The sequence below is a fragment of the Phycisphaerae bacterium genome (assembly GCA_018003015.1).
Lineage (GTDB): Bacteria > Planctomycetota > Phycisphaerae > UBA1845 > PWPN01 > JAGNEZ01.
This window is the reverse complement of sequence record JAGNEZ010000029.1, coordinates 39,607-57,004: the sequence shown is the minus strand read 5'-3', so window position 1 is coordinate 57,004 and position 17,398 is coordinate 39,607. Positions and strand designations below refer to the sequence as shown.

Here is a 17,398-nt window from a genome sequence, read left to right as displayed (position 1 = left end):
AGGTCAGACCTTCTCTTTCGTTTTCGATCGCCGCCGGTTCCGAACGGGTCCGGCAGCGGTAGAACTGGTTGTCCCTTCGACCTTGGCGGCACATGGGCTGGACGGCGGTTCGGTCGGGCGCTCCGCGGTCTGGGGCACGCCACCCCGGATCAGATCGATGAACACCTGGGCGGTGCGTGAAAGCACTCGTTTGGCGTGAATGATCCCCATCGGTCGGACCATGACGGGCTCCACCAGCGGCACGGCCACCAGGACCCCTGCGGAGAGTTCCGCCTGGACGGTGGGTTCCGGCAGGATCGCGATTCCCTCACCGATCTCGACTGCCCGCTTGATGGTCTCGACGTTATCGAAGGCCATGACCACGTTCAGCTGACAGCCGTGCTTGGCGAGCCGTCGGTCGATCTCTTTGCGGATCACGAGGTTGTCGGCGAAGGCGACGAACCGCTCGCCGCGCAGGTCCGCCGCCCGAGCCTCCCTGTGACCGGCCAGGCGGTGTTGCGGTCGGCAGACGACGACCATCGGCTCGTCTCGCCACGGCAGGGCCACGAGATCGCGGCCGATCGTGGGATACGACACCAAGCCCAGGTCGAAGTCGCCGGTTTCCACACCTTCCTGGACCCGGTGGGGGTGCAAGTAGGCCAGGCGCACTTCGGCCTTGGGGTACAGATGGGCGAACTGGGCCACGTATCGGCTCATATCGCCCAGGCCGACCGAGTAGATGGCCGCCACACTGACCGTGCCGGCCACCTCGTTTTTGAGCGATCTGACGCGGGCCTCGACGGCCGCGTACTCGTCCACCAGGGTCTGGCAGCCCTCGAAATACACTTTGCCCTCCGGGGTCAGCTGGAAAGGTCGTTTGGAGCGATCCAGGAGCTGTACTCCCAGGCCTTTCTCCAGTTGCAGGACGTTCTGACTCACGGCGGATTGGGAAATGCGGTTGAGGGCTGCAGCTCGGGAGAAGCTGTTCAGCCGGACGACGTCGCAGAAGATCTTCACGGCTTCGAAGTACATGCCTGTGGTATCCTATCATAAATATCGCTAATGTCAAACAAAAACATGAATCAGATATACTAATATATAGAATCAGCCTAGCCGATGCTCACATGGGCGGGTCTGGGCCTGCGAGTCAGGGCTGACCGAGTTGTGGGGGCGTGTGGTCGCCCCTGGTCCTGATCGCATCAACGTGTAGGCCGCCAAAGGGCGGTTGCAGGGAATCGAACCCGCACGGTGGTGCTGTCCGCCCTGCCGATCGTTCCGGTCAGTACCTGAAGCGTGCAGCGATCGGTATCCGGCGTCCGACGCCGAAGGCTCGGCTGGTGACTTTGAGGCCGAGGGCGGCCTGTTTGCGCTTGTACTCGTTCATGTCGATGAGTCGAATGACCCGCTGGACGGTCTGAGGCTCAAAGCCGGCGGCGACGATCTGGTCGGGGCTCTTTTCTTCGCGGATGTAGAGATCCAGGATTGCATCAAGGGTTTCGTATGGTGGCAGGCTGTCCTGGTCGGTCTGGTCTGGGCGCAGCTCGGCCGACGGCGGCTTGGTGATACTGCCTCGGGGGATGAGTTCCCGCCCTGCTCGCTGGTTGATGTATTCGGCCAGTCTATAGACCATCATCTTGGGCACGTCGCTGATGACCGCCAGCCCGCCGCACATATCGCCGTAGAGCGTGCAGTAGCCGACCGCCAGTTCACTCTTGTTACCCGTGGTCAGCAGCAGCCAGCCGAACTTGTTCGAGAGAGCCATGAGGATCCCGCCGCGGACCCGGGCCTGGATATTCTCCTCGGTGACATCGGGTGCTCGGCCAGCGAAATGTGGCGTGAGGTGGGTTTCGAATGTTTCGTGCATCGGGGTGATGGGGATCATCTTGAACTCGATACCCAGGTTGTGAGCCAGGATTTCGGCGTCGCTCTTGCTGTGACTGCTGCTGTATCGTGAGGGCATAGCCACGCCGGTCACGCCTCCGGGGCCGAGCGCGGCCACCGCCAATGCGGCAGTCACGGCGGAGTCGATGCCGCCGGACAGGCCGAGGAGGACATGCTTGAATCCGCATTTAAGGACGTAGTCGCGCGTGCCGAGCGTAAGGGCATCGTGTATCGAGGCGATCTCATCGGGATAGATCTCGGTTCGTGTTGCGCCTGGGGCGGTCAGATCGACGATTAGCAGATCCTCCTCGAACGGGCGTGCCTGGGCCATGACCTGGCCGTCGGGGCCGAAGACGGTCGATGCCCCATCGAAGATCAGTTCGTCGTTGCCGCCGACCTGGTTGACGAAGACCAAGGGCAGGTGATGCTTGCGGGCCTGGCCACCGAAAAGGCGGGTTCGGAAGGGGTGTTTTCCCTGCTCGAAGGGCGATGCGCTCATGTTGACGAGCGCCTTGGCGCCGGCCGCGGCGAGTTGGCCGACCGGGTCGCGCTGGTAGAGCCGTCGGGCGATGAACTGATCGTCGTTCCACAGGTCTTCGCAGATGCTCACGCCGACCGGTATGCCGGCATGCTGGATGAGGGCAACTTCCGGTCCGGGCTCGAAGTACCGCTGCTCGTCGAAGACATCGTAGGTCGGCAGGAGCGACTTATGGCGGACGGCCTGCACTCTGCCATCGGCACAGTAGGCGGCGGCGTTCCGCAACCGGCGGCCGACCGGGTTGGTGCTTGTTTCGACGAAGCCGATCAGGGCGGCGATTCCGATACAGGATTCGGCGATTCGCTGCACGGCCTCGACGTTGGCCTGCACGAAGCGAGGCCTGAGCAGGAGGTCGCGCGGCGGGTAGCCCACTACCGACAGTTCGGGGAAGACCGCCAGCGACGCCCCGGCCTGCCGGGCTCGCGAGATGGAGTCGATGATCTTCTGACTGTTGCCGACGATATCGCCGACTATCGGGTTGATCTGGGCCAGAGCGATCTTCACGTACCGTATCTCCTGTGCGGCTGCGGCAGGCACTTCTGGCACGCCGAGCCTCGCCCCTCGCTGCACGGGGGACGATTGTATCCCGCGGCGCTTGTTTGGACAGCCCCCATAGGGAGGCCACCGCCTTGGCTGTCTCACCCCGGAAGCATATACTCACCCGCGGACATCACCGTCCCAGGCGGGAGGCGAATGAGGATTCACGAATACCAGTCACGTCAGTTGTTGACCGATGCAGGCGTGCCGGTTTCCTCGGCCGAGTTGGCTGAGACCGTCGAGCAAGCGGTGGCGGCCCACGGTCGGATGGACGGGCGGGTGGTGGTGAAGGCCCAGGTCTTGGCCGGGGGGCGCGGCAAGGCCGGTTTCGTGACCTTGTGCAAGGACGCTGGGGAGGTACGAGCGGCGGCCGAGTTCATGCTCACTCATCGCATGGTCAGCCGGCAGACGGGGCCGGACGGCGTGCTGGTCCGCAAACTGCTGGTTGCGGCGGCGGTGGACATTGCCCGCGAGTACTACGTTGGCATGGTCATCGACCGCGGCCGGCGGTGCCCGGTGATGATGGCCAGCCGCGAGGGCGGCGTCGAGATTGAGGAGGTGGCCGTCCGCCATCCGGAGGCCATCGTCAAGGATTGGCTCCATCCCCACCTAGGCATCCTACCCTTCCAGGTGCGTCGGCTGACCGCCGGACTTGGTCTGACCGGCAAGGACGAGGTCAAGGTGGCCGGCAGAATTGTCGAGGGCCTGGCCAGGGTGTTCTTCAAGTACGATGCGACGCTGGCCGAGATCAATCCTCTCGTGCTGACCAAGGGTGGCGAGCTGCTGGCCATCGACGCCAAGCTCAGCTTCGATGACAACGCCCTGTATCGTCATCCGGAGATCGAAGCCCTGCACGACCCGAGCGAGGAGGATCCGGCCGAGATTCGGGCCAAGGCCGCCGGACTGTCCTACATCGCCCTGGACGGCAACATCGGGTGCCTGGTCAACGGCGCGGGGTTAGCGATGGCCACCATGGACCTGGTCAAGCTGCACGGCGGAGCGCCGGCCAACTTCCTCGACGTCGGCGGCAGCGTAACGGCGGAGGGAGCGTTTGAGGCGTTCCGCATTCTGCTGGCCGATCGCAAGGTCAAAGGCGTGCTGGTGAACATCTTCGGCGGGATCGCGAAGTGCGATCTGATCGCGGAGGCGCTGGTGGCCGCCGCCCGCGAGGTCGGTTTTCACGTCCCCGTGGTCGTCCGGCTGGAAGGCACCAACGCGGATCGTGCCCGGCAGATCCTGAGAGCAGCTCAGGTCCCCCGCTTAACCGCAGCTGACGATCTGACCGATGCTGCTCGGAAGGTGTGCGCCGTGGTGTAGGCGAGGACCTCGGCTCCACTCACGGCATGGCTTCCAGGGGCGGTCTACAGCCATCCGCGCGTAGTCGAGGCGGATCACTTTCTCTGGCCTGGCGTCGGGGTGCTGTCGGCGAATGCAGGCCGTCACCGCTCGCGGGAATGCCCAGCTCCGGCCAAGCTTGCGAGACGCTCCTATTCCGCTGTAATCTCCAGGGATCATGATCGTCTTCTCCCATGTGTTCCGGCTCGCCTGTTGCTCGGGGAGGAAGAGCCTCGTTGACGGAGTCGATTGCGGCACCGTCGGCTTCTCTCCCACAGCGGCAATACCTAGATCGAGAACGCGGAGCTACTATTTCCGCCGCCAGAACCCGGCATGAAAGCCCATACCATGGAACAGAAAACGAAGCACGCGTCGCTCTCCAAGAAACGCCGCTGGGGACTCTCGCTATTCGGCCTGCCGTTCTTTGCCGTTGGATGCGTCATGGCGTTCCTCTGTGCTCGCATGATCGTCCATTACTACGCGGCCCGGAGCTGGGCTGAGACGCCGGCCGAAATCGTGTTCGTGAAGATGGAGAGCGACGAAACCGACCGTGTCGTCTGCAGCTATGTCTACACGTTTGAGGGACGGGAATACAAAGGCGACCGGGTGAGCCTCATCGGGGGCAGCGACAACATCGGCAAGTGGCAGCGGGCCACCTATGAGCGGCTCAAGCAGGCGTTCGACCGGCAGCAGCCGGTGGTATGCTACGTCAACCCCCACAAGCCGGAGAGAGCCCTGCTGGATCGCGAGATCCGCTGGTTGATGGTCATGTTCTTCGTCGGCTTCATTGTCGTTTTTGGCGGCTTCGGAGGACTCATGCTGACGATCGGCCTGGTCGGAACCTCCACCGGCCGGCATGCCCAGCGGATGTCTCAGCAATACCCCGACGAGCCATGGTTGTGGAACAAGCGGTGGGCGGGCGGAGTCATTCACAGCAAGGCAAGTCACAAGGCGGCGGGCACGTGGGCCGGGGCGATTCTCTGGAACGGCATCACCCTCCCGGTGTCGACGGCGATCTGGCCGGAGCTGAGTCACGGGCCGCTGACATTGTTGTGGCTTTTTGTGATCGTCTTTCCGCTGGTCGGGCTGCTGCTCATCGGCGGCGCCATCCGGGCCACGCTCATGGCTCGCAAGTTCCGCGGCACTCGCCTGGAGTTGGACACCTTTCCCGGCGTGATTGGCGGACACTTCAAGGGCAATCTGCTGGTTAGCGGCGGGCTGTCGCAGTTGGACGAGGTGACCCTCACGCTGCGCTGCATCCGCACCGTCTCGTCCGGTGAGGACACGAATCGCAATACGCTCTGGGAGGACAGCCGGGCGGTTCACCCGCCGAGTACGACTTTCGGCCACGCGGGCGTCGTGCTGCCAATAGACTTCCAGATTCCCTACTCGTGCGAGCCCTACGACGATTCGCTGCAGGAGCGGCCGGTGACCTGGGAGCTGCACGCCCGGGCAGAGATACCGGGCGTGGACCTCGACCTGACCTTTGACGTCCCGGTCTTTCGAACGGAATCGAGTGACCCATCGCTGGGCGAGTCACCCGAGATGGACCGTCTCGAACGAGAGATGCTCGAAAGTGATGAGTCGCCCGCGCCGGGCAAGGTCCGGGAGGAACGGGACGCCTCGGGCTATCCTTCGCTGGTCTCGTCCGCATGGCCCGGCGTGGGACTTGCGGCCGTGTTTTTAGGTGCTGCCGTCGTGTGCAGTGGAGTGGCAGTCTTCTCCGCGATGCAGGTCGCTCAACATGAGTGGTTCATGCTGATTTTCCTGATCGTCTTCGGGCTCGTATCACTGCTCCTCTGGCTAGTGCTGTTTAGCCTCATCGGCGGCACGCGGGTCTCTTTTGAGCCCGGCATCGTCCGAGTGGCGCGGCGGCTGGGACCGATCATATTGAGGAAGGAGGTGCCGGCCTCGGAGATCGTGACGATCACCCAATCGCAGTCCGCCAGCAGCGGCAACAGGCGGTGGTATGCGGTGAAGGCGGAGACCTGCGGTGGCCGGAAGGTGCAGCTGGCGGGTATGATCCCGGGCGAGACGGCCGCCAAGTGGTTCGTGCGGCGTGTGGAGATGCTGGCCGGAGTCAAAGCCTTGCAGCGACCGGGCGGCCGATCGACCGGGAGCCTAGCCGATTGAGCGTGGGACCGGCATCTTGCCGGCCAGATGACAGGCTGGAAGCCTGTCCCACACTTTCCACCCAGGCTGGATCGAGCCTGCGAGCGCCAAGAAGGAGCCTTGCTGATGCGTATCGGATTCCTGAGTTCCTTCGATCGTGATCGCATCGCCTTCGCTCGTCAGCATGGGTTCGGCAGCGTGGAGCTGCTGGTCAAGCCCGAGGATCCGTTCATGCCCGGGCACGACGGCTGGCAGAGCCGGGCGGCTGAGGTCCGAGCAACCTACCGAGAGGCCGGACTGCGGGTCAGTTGCATCGGCGGCTTCTACGTTAACCACATGGACGCCGACCCGAACGTGGCCCGAGCTCACCACGAGCGGGTGCGGAGCTGCATCACCCTGGCCCGCGAGCTGGGCGTCGGCACGGTAGCGGGTTTCGCCGGGCGGGTCATGAACGCCGAACTCGACGCCTCGCTGCCTCGGTTCAAGGAGATCTGGAACGAACACGCCAAGGCGGCGGCCGATGCCGGGGTCCGCATTGCCTTCGAGCATTGCCCGATGGGTTTTTTCCACCTGCCGTTCGGAGGGATCAACTGCATCTGCACGCCGGCCATGTGGGAGCGGTGCTTCGACGCCGTGCCGTCTGAGGCGATCGGCCTGGAATGGGATGCCTCGCACCTCCTCTGCCAGCTGATCGACCCGGTCGCCAACTTGCGGCAGTTCGGATCGAAGGTTTATCACGTCCATTCCAAGGACGCCAAGGTCTATCGCGACGTGATGGGCCGTTACGGCATCTGCCACCCGGGGGCGATCGAGCACTGCTTCCCCGGTCTGGGCGATTCGGACTGGGCGGCCATCGTCAAGGAACTGCTGAGGGCCGGATACCGCGGGGATCTGAATATTGAGGGCTGGCACGATGCGGTCTACCACAACCACCCGGGTGGCCGGCAACTCGAGGACACCGGGTTGCTGGTGGCCAAACGCTGCCTGGAGCCGTTCGTGGACGGGATTTGAACCACACGGAGGCACAATCGTGAATCCGCCAAACGATACCCTCGAGTACCGCTACGCCACAAAGGAGGACTATCCCACGCTGGCGGTGCTCAACCGCCGGCTGATCGAGGATGAACACCATCGGAACACCATGACGGTCGCGGAGCTCGAACAACGGATGGCCGGTTGGCTGGAGGGTGAGTACGAGGCGGTCATCTTCTCACGTGCCGGGCGTGTTCTGGGCTACGGGCTGTATCGCCGCGAGCCCGGGTGGTACTACCTGCGGCAGTTCTTCGTAGATCGCGACTATCGGCGACAAGGCATCGGACGGACGGCGATGAAGTGGCTGATGCAGCACGCCTGGCAAAACGCCCCGCGACTGCGGGTGGAAGTCCTCGTCGGCAACACCCCAGGCATCGCTTTCTGGCATGCGGTCGGCTTCACCGACTACTGCCTCACGCTGGAACAGCCGATCGCAATGTCGAACGCAGACCCGTGATTCACGAGCCGATTGCCATATTCAGCTGCGAAGCCTAAGCTTAGCTGAGCCGTCAAAGCTGATCTCTGATCGCTGACTGCTGAAAAGCTACTTCATGAGCATTCTCGTCAACAAGGACACTCGCGTCATCTGCCAGGGCATAACCGGCAGGGCCGGCGCGTTTCACACCGGCCAATGCCTGACCTACGGTACGAAGATGGTCGGCGGGGTCACCCCTGGCAAGGGCGGCACCAAGAGCGAGCATGGTCTGCCGATCTTTGACTCCTGTCACCAGGCGATCCGGGCGACTGAGGCGGACGCAACCCTCATCTTCGTGCCCGCTCCCTTTGCGTCGGACGCGGCCATGGAGGCGGCCGACGCTGGCATCGGATTGGTCGTGCTCATCACCGAGGGCGTGCCCACGCTGGACATGATCCGGCTCCGCAAGTACCTCGACGATCGGGGCGTGAAGCTGGTCGGCCCAAACTGCCCGGGCATCATCACGCCCGGCGAGTGCAAGATCGGGATCATGCCTGGCTACATTCACAAGGCACCGGCCAACGGCTCGAAGAACGTGGGGCTCATTTCCCGGAGCGGCACGCTGACGTACGAAGCCGTCTGGCAGTGCACGACACGCGGGCTCTCCCAGTCGACCTGCATCGGTATCGGAGGCGACCCGGTCAAAGGGCTGAACTTCATCGAGCTGCTGGAGATGTTCCAGAAAGACCCTGCGACGCACGGGATTGTCCTGATCGGCGAGATCGGTGGCACTGACGAGGAGCAGGCGGCGGTGTACATCAAGGCGAACGTCACCAAGCCGGTGGTGGCGTTCATCGCCGGCCAGACCGCTCCGCCGGGCCGCCGCATGGGCCATGCCGGCGCCATCATCTCTGACGGCGAAGGCACGGCCGCGAGCAAGATTGCCGCCCTCGAAGCCGCGGGGATCATGGTGGCCAAGAGCCCGGCGGACATTGGAGGGACCATCGCTCTTCTTCTGCGATAGCCGAGGAGTCCATGGCCGTGGAAGGCACAAACCAAGCCAGTCTGTTTCAAGACCTTACAGGGGCCCGCGACCGAGGAAACGGCAGCGCATACCCGGCTGCGAATCACCTTCTGCCGCTAACCACCTCTGACTCGCCGTCGTACCGGCGGCCGTCCTGCCCCGAAGGGGCGGTCCGCGAAGGCGCGTTCGGCCGATTTCGCCCCTCGGGCCTGATCTCACGTGTGGCAAGCGCAGCGATGATCCTGACGGCACCAGCGGCGTTGTGGGCCTATCCCAGAGACTACGGCCCGTTCGAGCCTGGCAAGCCGCCTCCTCAGGTGAGACTGACCGAACTCCCGGTGATGGACCGCGTGATACCGCCCGCCAACCAACCAGGCCTGCAATACACGTTTGGAGAAGCCCGCTCGAGAGGACCGAGGATCCAGGTGCGTCAGCAGGATGATGGATGTTGGCTCACGCTCATCGGAGCCGACGGGGATACGATGCTGCCGCCCAGGCGGGTCTCGGCGTACAAGTGGTGTGCTTCCGCGGCCTATCGAGGCGACCTCAACCAGGACGGGAAGCCTGATTACGTCCTCCATTTTCCCAGCGGCGGGTGCGGCCTTGGGGCGGAGTACTACGATCGTGTGCTTCTGCTTTCAACAACCACGCACCATGCCGTCCTAACGGAGCCGACGGTCACCCCGGGGCCCGAGGACTTCGTCAGGACGTCGCCCGGCAGAGGATGCCAGATCGTTCACACCACCTTTGTCTACGGCGAGGCCGGTAAGGACGGGAAATCACACAACTACTGGGTTTATCACCTGCTCCAGATCGACGGTGACAAGATCACCCTCTTGGACCAGGACCGGAAGTTCCCGAAGTGGGTTCTTTACGCGTCCAGGCCCAACCACAAGGACACCCAACAACTGACTGAGGAACAGAAGAAACGCCTTCTCCGTGGGGTGGCCGGCGGCGGCAAGTTGATCGACCGCATCATTCGAAGAGCAGAGACCACGGCGACGCAGCCTGCCCGTTCCAAACCGAAGGAAGCGACGTAGAGCACGGTCCCCCCAACACGGCCCGGCTGACCTTAATCCTCGCCCACCACCGCCTGAACGTCTCCGTTAGACGCTGGCGTAGCAGCCACTCTCGTCTATAATCACGCGACAAGCGAGGGCATTTGTACCTGCTTTGTTCTCGGGGCCATCTCATGCGTTGCCTACCCACTGTTGCCGGGACCCATCTTTTCCTGATGCTCGCCAGCTTCGTCACCGCGGCTGACGTCCAGCTCCAATACCGCGAGGGCGAGGTCTCGTGCCCCGGGCTCAAGCTGGGCAAGTCGCTGGACAAGCCCTTTGTGCTCGACCACCGTTTTCAGCCATCCTACTGGCAGACCTCGATCTGCCTGCCCGACGACTGGCAGAAGACGCTCGTGGGCAAGGATGGGGCAATGCTGTACGACTATCCCGGCGAATTCGCTCAGTTTGGCACGCGGATCACCATTGGGCTGGACGGGGAGCCGGTCACATGGACCGACCAGCGGCTGGACGAGCCGCGCGTGCCCATCGTGATCACGACCGCCAAGCAAGGGTCGCTGGAGCTGACCACGCAGGCGTTCGCGGTCACCGACCAGGCCGCGTGGCCGTCGACACCCACGCAGGAGTTTGCGAGACTGAGCTCGGGGCGTGGTATCGAACGGCTCGGCCAGTTTGCTCCCAACCTTGGCTGGGCCAGACCCAAGGCTCCGGCCGGGGCGGTCTTCGCTGACATCGACGTCGGTTTCGGCACATCACTCCGCTACCGCTTCAAGGCCGAGGCTGGCAAGGATTATTGTGTCGTCTTCGGCCTGTGTGAGGGTTACTGGAACAAGCCCGGGAAGCGGGTGCTCGAGCTTCGGGTCGAGGGCAAGATCCGGAACCAGGTCGATCCGATCGCGGACCGTGGCCAGAATGTGGCGTTCGCCAAGGCGGTCGATGCCAAGGATCTGAACGGCGACGGATGGCTCGATATTGAGGTCAGCGCCGCCGCGGTCGCTTCGGACAAGAACACCATCCTCAACGCCCTCTGGGTGTTCGAGCAGCAGCCGGACCTCGACGCAGTCATCCGAGGCGAAGCCACCACGAAGGCCGTAGGCTATCTGCCCGGCGGCCGCCATGCCGGCTCACCACAAAGAACACCGCGGGCGGACCTCGTACTGGCCTCGGTTCGGGCCACCGCCTCGTTGCGTCCCGAGGCCCGGCCGGTGATCCGGGTGCAGTCGCAGCTCGGAATTCGCTACGACGAGCCGACGGCTACGCTCTGGGTCGGTGGGCAGCCCATGGTTCGTTGCTGCGGCGGGGTGGAATCGGCGAAGGTGGCCGAACGGGAAGCGACGATCGCACTCACGACCACAACGCTGCGATCTGGCGAAACGCACAGCTTCGTCGTCGCGATCACCCGAGCGGCGGATCCGCAGAGCTGGACGGTTCAGCAGGCGGAAGGGGCTTTGGGCAAGGCACGCGAGTACTGGCAGAAAGCCGATCTCCCCTACGGGGGAATGACGGTGCCGGACGCCGGGTTGCAGGCCCTGATCGACTCCTGCATTCGCAACATCTATCAGGCTCGCGAGATCAAGGACGGCCTACCCGCATTCCAGGTCGGGCCGACCTGCTATCGAGGCTTGTGGATCGTGGACGGGGCCTTTCTGCTCGAGGCAGTGACCATGCTGGATCGGGCCAAAGAGACCCGGGCCGGCGTGCAGTACATGTTGAGCCAGCAGCGGCCGGATGGTTCTTTCGAGCTGCTCAATCAGCACTGGAAGGAAACGGGCATCGTGTTGTGGGTCATCGACCGCCACCAACAGTTGACCGGCGACCGGGAGTGGCTGAAGGAAACCTGGCCACGAGTCGAGAAGGCGGTCAGTCTCATCGCCGAACTTCGCAAGCGGGCCTCGGCCGATCCGAGGGCCCTGCACGCAGGGCTGGTGCCCCCCGGCTTCCCTGACGGCGGACTTGGCGGTCCGATCAGCGAGTACACCAACGTCTACTGGATTCTCACTGGCCTGAAGTCGGCCGTCGCCATGGCCGAGCGGATGGGCAAGGCAGGTTCGGCCAAGCGCTGGGCGGCCGAATACGACGACATGTGGGCGACCTTCGCGAAGGCCGCGGCCCGCGACCTATACGCCGACTCGTTCGGCAACCGCATGTTGCCCATCCCCATGGATCGCCCATTGAAGAAGGCCCCACACAAAGCTCTGTGGGCTTTCCTGCACGGTGTCTACCCCGGAGAGCTGTTCGCGTCCAGTGATCCGATCCTGCTCGGCACAATGGCCAGCCTGACCGACAACGAATGCCAGGGGTTGGTCAAGGGTACCGGCTGGCTGGACGCGGGTATCTGGGGCTACGGCGGGTCGTTCTACGGGCACGCCTTCGCCTGGCTGGGGCAGGGCAGGAAAGCGGCCGAGGTGCTCTACGCCTTTGGCAATCACTCCTCTCCGCTGCTCGCCTGGCGTGAGGAGCAGAATCCCGTTGGTTCGGCGGAGGAGATCTGCGGCGACATGCCCCACAACTGGGCCAGCGCGGAGTTCATCCGGCTGACAGCCCACCTGCTCTGTATCGAGCGAGGGGCCGAGCTGCATCTGCTCGAAGGCTTGCCGTCGACCTGGCTGGCTCCCGGCGCGAAGACGTCGCTGAGAAACGTGCTCACGCGGTTTGGGCCGCTCACGATGAACCTGGCGATCGCCCAAGACGGCAGAACCGCAGTCCTGGAAGTCGCCGTCCCCGTGCGGACACCTCCGACACGAGTCGTGCTGCACACGCGTGACTGGGCGAGTACGGTTCGGCTTGGTGGTCAGACCGTGAAGGCGGGCGAGGACGTGGCCCTGGTGGCAGGTGACCGACCGGTCCGGTGGGAGGTTGAGATCCGGCGTTAGGGAGGTGAGCCATGCATCGTGTCACGGAATTGGATCGCCGCGGCTTTCTCCGTCACATGGGTGGAGCCGCCATGGCGAGTCTGACGGCCAGCTGGCCTCAGGCCCGGTACGCGGTCGAAGCCGCCGAGAGCCGGCCGTCGTCTAGCCTTCCTGCCTCCCGGGGCTCGCTCTCCCCCGGCCGATTCTACGTCCCGGAGAATCCGCGTTACACGATCTTCGACAGTGCCGCCGACTCGCTCCGGTTTACGCTCACCCGGTGCATGACCACTTGCCGTGGCCGAGCGTGCTCCAAATCGAGTTTCGTTGATCCCGACGCTGCGATCATGGGCTGGCACGACTTTGGCCCGCTGGAAGGCCCGGGGTGGGCGGCCAATGCCGTTGGTGGGGCTTACGAACTAATTCGATGGGCCCGGTTTACCGGCAAGATGGACATGGAACGGACCGCCCTTTCGGTCATCGACCACGTTCTCGACAATGGCTTCATCGACACCGGTAGCGGTTTGATCCGCGGGTACCGGCACATTCCCACCGATCGGATCGTGCTCAATTTCAAGCACACGAACGACTGGTTTTGTCCTGGCTCGACCGCCAAAGTGGCGGTTCAGATGCTGTTCTGTTCGGATCTCGACGAGCGCCGCCGGAGCCGGCTGCGGGCTGCGGCCGTCGCATACGCCCGCTGGCTCGATGCTCACCTCAAGCCGCTGGCCAACGGCTGGTTTCCCCGCCGCTGCACACCGGACGGCAGCTCGTATCCGCGGGCGGCCGAGGGTGGCGACGATGCCTTCTTTGCCACCAGTGGCGACGGCTTGTTCATCCTGCAATTATGGGCGGAGATGATCGACCGGAAGCTGGGCGATTACCGGGAGAAGTTGCGGACCGGGGTCCAGGCCTTCATGCGGGCGGGCGGATTCTATGCCAGCATCAACCATGACACCTACGACGCCGAGGAGAACGTGACCTGCTCGACCGCGTTCCGAGTCATCCGCCGCGCCGGCCAGGTTCTGGGGGACCCGGCCCTGGGCCGATTCGCCCTGGAGAAGATCCTGCCGCGCCTGGAGCGGTTCAAGATGAGTGAGGATCGCAACGGACTCCCGACGACCGGCCTGCTGTTCATGGAGGACAGCTGGAATACGTCGTACATGTGGGAGAACGCCGAAGCATCGCTGGCCTTCCTGGAGGCCTACTCGGACACGGGGGAGGTGAGGTACCTAACCGACGGGCTGACCATCCTGCGGGCCGCGGCCAAGCATCATTACGGCCCGCACGGTTTCCTGACCGAGGGCGTGGACTGGGATGATCGCGTGGGGCGGCAGCACCACATCGACGAGGCCAAGTACGGAGCCATCAAGTACACAGAACCTTTCCTGAACAACCAGCACATCGTCGAGCCGACGCTGTATTTCCTGACCCGATGTGCGACCGTTCGCACCGAGGACGACGCCAAGACCTACCGGGATCCTGAAGGGATCGTGGTGACCCGCGTGAAGTTGTAGATCAGCGCCGCACGTTCAGACGGCCGGGTGGCACGGAAACGCACGGGCCGGTCGAAGGGGTGTGCCTTCCGCCGGTCCCATGCCGTACCCACCGGGAGGCGGGCGATGCTTGGTGTTGATCTCAAGTGCGTCGGCGGCGGCCGGTGCGCATGGTCACGAGCCCCACCGAGACGCCGATTAGGGCCACCGGCAGGCCCATGCCGCACTGGGGCAGGGACCGACCCAAGGTATTGGGCGGATCGGTTTCGGCCAAGGTCGAGCTTGCCCCGCTCACGCTGATGAGGATGCTGGTGCTGCCGGAGGCGCCCTGGTCGTCGGTTACGGTCAGACTGACGCCGTAGGTCCCGCCGGCCACGAAGACGTGCTCCACGATCTGGCCGGAGGCGGTCGAGCCGTCACCGAAGTCCCAGTCATACCGCACGATGAAACCGCCGATATCCGCATCGGTACCGAAGCCCTGGAAGACGATGGGCAGCGGCGCCTGTCCGCTGGTCTTGCTCGCCACGATACTGGCCTGCGGGGGCTTGTTGGCGGCGCCGGAGACGACGATGCGTGTGCTGGCCTTGGCGGAGAGCCCGGCGGAATCCGTGACCGTCACCTGGGGGAAGTACTCGCCGGCGATGGTGTAGGTATGATCGGGCGTCACTTCGTTACTGATTGCGGTTCCGTCACCGAAGTCCCACTGGTAGGTCAGGTTTTTCACGCCGTGGCTGGGATCGATGACGCCGGCGGCGAAGTGGGTTGTCAGCGGAGCTCGCCCGGCGACCGGCGCAGCCGAGATCGAGGCGAGGGGCATGGTGATGGTTCCGGTGGTGGTGACGGTCACGCTGCGGCCCCAGGAGTAGTAGTTGGAGCCGTTCCGGGTGAAGAACGCGAAGTCGTACTTGCCGGCCTGGAGGCCGGTCTGATCAAGCGTATCGATCAGCGAGTTGGCCACGACCACCACGCCCGGTGCGACCTGCTGGCCCACGGTGTATTCGACGCCGTCGGTCGGGGCCCAGAGCAGCTTACCGCTAGGCGCCCGCACGATCAGGACGGCTGCGGCATCGGCATCGGCGAATCCATCCTCATCCCAATCCGGGAACTCCCAGAAGAGGCGGACGAGAGCCTGTGAGCTGACGTTCTGGATGTTCTTGATCGGGCTCGGCCAAGTCTTGGCGGCCTGGGCGGCCTGCACGGCCCGATAGGCATTGACCCGCCCGTGCCCGTAGCGGTCGTTGTGGCCGGTGATCGGATCCCAGTACTCGTTGGGTGCCAGAATCCGGTCGGCGGTGTGCTCGATGAGATTGCGAGCCTCCTGAGCAGTCATATTCGGATTGATGCTGAACGTGAGGGCGGCGACGCCGGTCACGACCGGGCATGACGCCGAGGTGCCATTCATGTGCCGCGTGTAGTCCTGCTGCGGGAAGTCCACGGTTTCATAGTTATCAGGCACTTGAGGGATGCAGAAAGTGCCGCCGGGCCAAGAGGGAATGCAGTTTGGCCCCGGAAAGTAGGTCCCGGAGGTAAGGAACTTCATCGGGGGGTTAAGGCCGCGGATCGGATAGCCGGGCAAGAACACCCAGGTATTGCCCACCAGATCGTAGTTGGTGATCCAGTAGCCGGGGACTTCCGAGTCGTCGGTGGTCGCGATATCGGCCTCGAAGCAGTCGCTGAGAGCGATGCCGCCGCCCATGGTGTCCCGGGGGGCCGCCGATCCGCCGCCGGGGGCACAGACGGACATTTCGGGGCCGTAGTCGCTGTAACAGGCAATCAGGCCGTTTCGCATGGTGGCACCGATGGCCATCACCTGCGGCACGCCTCCGTAGATGTTACCGAAACTGATCAGCATGCTTGAGTTGCCGGCGGAGTAGAGCACCAGCATGCCGCGTCCACCGCGTCCCACGGTGGAGACGGTCTTGATTGTCTCGCTGATCAAATCGGGCAGCATGAGACTCGTGTTGGGGATGGTGGGGAGGATTGCCTGACCGGGACCGCCCCAGCTGTTGTTCACCGCCATGGCGCCGTTGGTCTCGGCGAAGATGAAAGCGTCGGCCACATCCTGATCCATGGTGTAGAGGCTGCCCAAGCCGATTTTGCAGCCCACGAGGCTGGCCATCGGGGCCACGCCGCGTACCCCGACGTTGTTGGCTCGGGCGCAGATGATGCCGGACACGCAGGTACCATGAAACTCGCCATACAGACCCGTCACCGTGCCGAGGTACGGATCAGGTCCGAAATAGGGGCTCGGGTCGCCATCCGAGTCACCCGGAACGACCCATGAGGGGTCGCTCCAGTCGTCGTTGAATGTCGAGCCCAGCATGTCCACGCCGGTCAAGTAGTTGTCCTTCAGATCCTCGTGGTCTTTCTGAATTGAATCGTCGATGACGGCGATAACGGCGCCCTGTCCCTGGGTGATTTCCCAGGCTTCGGGGGCCTTGATATCCTCCCCAGGCGTCGCACCGGGCAACTGTCCGGTGTTCTGGAGGTGCCACTGATAGGGATAGAGCGGGTCGTCGATCGACTCCGCGTGTTTCTCCAGCTTGAAGAGGAGACTTGGATGGCTGAACACCACGTTGGGCTCGGCGGCAAGAGCCGCGGCGCACTGCATACCTGTGAGGGTTGAATCGTTGAGATTGAGCACGTAGACCTGGTTGAGCAAAGCGAACTGCCGTCGAATCGTGCAGCCGTGCCGAGCCGCGGTGGACTGCACCTGGGCATAGGGAGTACCGGGCTTGAACTTGGCGATGATCTGGCCGGTTTCCAGGATCGGGTAGTCGAGGCTGGCGCAACGATGGACGTTTCGAACGGCCAGGACGCCATCCACAGCGAGGAGCTGATCCTTGGTGGTCTGATCCGCCGCGGGCACGGTAATCAAGCGGTAGTGGGCGAAGCGGGGCGGCAAGCCGGGAATACGGCTGATGCTCGGGTGGCCGGCGCTCGCCAGGCGCTGAGTGATGGCTTCGCTCGACTGTCGAGGATCGAGGACAAGCGTGTACTCCGTAGCGGACTGTGTCACCAGCCCCGTAGCACCGCCGGCGCCATAGGCGGCTGAGCTCCATGCCGCGGCGCCAGCCATCGCGCAGGCGATGATTACCAGCGGGCCGGTCAGTGGTCGAACCTGCACACGAATACCCATCCGGTTGGATCGCATCGCTATCCTCACTCCCTTGGGGGGACC

Annotated in this window: 11 protein-coding genes; 8 read left to right on the top strand and 3 right to left on the bottom strand. The window is 63.9% G+C overall.

Annotated elements, in window-relative coordinates; all coding sequences use genetic code 11:
- Nucleotides 1–3 precede the first annotated feature (3 nt).
- Together KA354_13945 and KA354_13940 are read right to left on the bottom strand one after the other, a co-directional pair.
- A complete protein-coding gene (locus tag KA354_13945) occupies nucleotides 4–1,011 on the bottom strand; it encodes a LysR family transcriptional regulator (protein ID MBP7935745.1) in 1,008 nt (335 codons plus the stop codon).
- A gap of 247 nt (nucleotides 1,012–1,258) precedes the next feature.
- Nucleotides 1,259–2,902: an NAD+ synthase gene (locus tag KA354_13940; GenBank protein MBP7935744.1), complete on the bottom strand. Its 1,644-nt coding sequence runs from the start codon at nucleotides 2,900–2,902 to the stop codon at nucleotides 1,259–1,261.
- Between the two features lie 189 nt (nucleotides 2,903–3,091).
- On the opposite strand from KA354_13940, the gene sucC reads away from it, so the two are divergent.
- From sucC to KA354_13900, 8 genes are all read left to right on the top strand, one after another.
- Complete coding sequence (sucC, locus tag KA354_13935) at nucleotides 3,092–4,252, top strand: ADP-forming succinate--CoA ligase subunit beta (GenBank protein MBP7935743.1); 1,161 nt, start codon at nucleotides 3,092–3,094, stop codon at nucleotides 4,250–4,252.
- A gap of 366 nt (nucleotides 4,253–4,618) precedes the next feature.
- Complete coding sequence (locus KA354_13930) at nucleotides 4,619–6,403, top strand: DUF3592 domain-containing protein (GenBank protein MBP7935742.1); 1,785 nt, start codon at nucleotides 4,619–4,621, stop codon at nucleotides 6,401–6,403.
- A 105-nt stretch (nucleotides 6,404–6,508) separates the two neighbouring features.
- A complete protein-coding gene (locus tag KA354_13925) occupies nucleotides 6,509–7,393 on the top strand; it encodes a sugar phosphate isomerase/epimerase (protein MBP7935741.1) in 885 nt (294 codons plus the stop codon).
- Nucleotides 7,296–7,871, top strand: coding sequence for a GNAT family N-acetyltransferase (locus KA354_13920; GenBank protein ID MBP7935740.1), 576 nt, complete (start codon nucleotides 7,296–7,298; stop codon nucleotides 7,869–7,871). Before KA354_13925 ends, KA354_13920 begins: the two co-directional genes overlap by 98 nt.
- 94 nt (nucleotides 7,872–7,965) lie before the next feature.
- On the top strand, nucleotides 7,966–8,853 hold the full coding sequence (gene sucD / locus KA354_13915) for a succinate--CoA ligase subunit alpha (GenBank protein MBP7935739.1): 888 nt from the start codon (nucleotides 7,966–7,968) through the stop codon (nucleotides 8,851–8,853).
- 236 nt (nucleotides 8,854–9,089) lie between these two features.
- Nucleotides 9,090–9,893, top strand: coding sequence for a hypothetical protein (locus KA354_13910; GenBank protein MBP7935738.1), 804 nt, complete (start codon nucleotides 9,090–9,092; stop codon nucleotides 9,891–9,893).
- Between the two features lie 152 nt (nucleotides 9,894–10,045).
- Nucleotides 10,046–12,745 carry a hypothetical protein gene (locus KA354_13905; protein ID MBP7935737.1) on the top strand — a complete coding sequence of 900 codons (2,700 nt, stop codon included), beginning with the start codon at nucleotides 10,046–10,048 and terminating at the stop codon, nucleotides 12,743–12,745.
- Nucleotides 12,746–12,756: 11 nt separating this feature from the next.
- Nucleotides 12,757–14,238, top strand: a complete 1,482-nt coding sequence (locus KA354_13900; protein ID MBP7935736.1) for a hypothetical protein — start codon at nucleotides 12,757–12,759, stop codon at nucleotides 14,236–14,238.
- Between the two features lie 121 nt (nucleotides 14,239–14,359).
- Here the strand turns inward: KA354_13900 and KA354_13895 are convergent, their stop codons facing one another.
- A complete protein-coding gene (locus KA354_13895) occupies nucleotides 14,360–17,371 on the bottom strand; it encodes a S8 family serine peptidase (GenBank protein MBP7935735.1) in 3,012 nt (1,003 codons plus the stop codon).
- Nucleotides 17,372–17,398: the final 27 nt, after the last annotated feature.

Excerpts from the sequence above, each read along its gene's own strand:
- KA354_13900 (MBP7935736.1), top strand. The coding sequence starts at position 12,757 with ATGCATCGTGTCACGGAATTGGATCGCCGCGGCTTTCTCCGTCACATG.
- KA354_13920 (MBP7935740.1), top strand. The coding sequence starts at position 7,296 with ATGCGGTCTACCACAACCACCCGGGTGGCCGGCAACTCGAGGACACCG.
- KA354_13910 (MBP7935738.1), top strand. The coding sequence starts at position 9,090 with ATGATCCTGACGGCACCAGCGGCGTTGTGGGCCTATCCCAGAGACTAC.
- KA354_13925 (MBP7935741.1), top strand. The coding sequence starts at position 6,509 with ATGCGTATCGGATTCCTGAGTTCCTTCGATCGTGATCGCATCGCCTTC.
- KA354_13895 (MBP7935735.1), bottom strand. The coding sequence starts at position 17,371 with ATGCGATCCAACCGGATGGGTATTCGTGTGCAGGTTCGACCACTGACC.
- sucC (MBP7935743.1), top strand. The coding sequence starts at position 3,092 with ATGAGGATTCACGAATACCAGTCACGTCAGTTGTTGACCGATGCAGGC.
- KA354_13945 (MBP7935745.1), bottom strand. The coding sequence starts at position 1,011 with ATGTACTTCGAAGCCGTGAAGATCTTCTGCGACGTCGTCCGGCTGAAC.
- sucD (MBP7935739.1), top strand. The coding sequence starts at position 7,966 with ATGAGCATTCTCGTCAACAAGGACACTCGCGTCATCTGCCAGGGCATA.
- KA354_13905 (MBP7935737.1), top strand. The coding sequence starts at position 10,046 with ATGCGTTGCCTACCCACTGTTGCCGGGACCCATCTTTTCCTGATGCTC.
- KA354_13930 (MBP7935742.1), top strand. The coding sequence starts at position 4,619 with ATGGAACAGAAAACGAAGCACGCGTCGCTCTCCAAGAAACGCCGCTGG.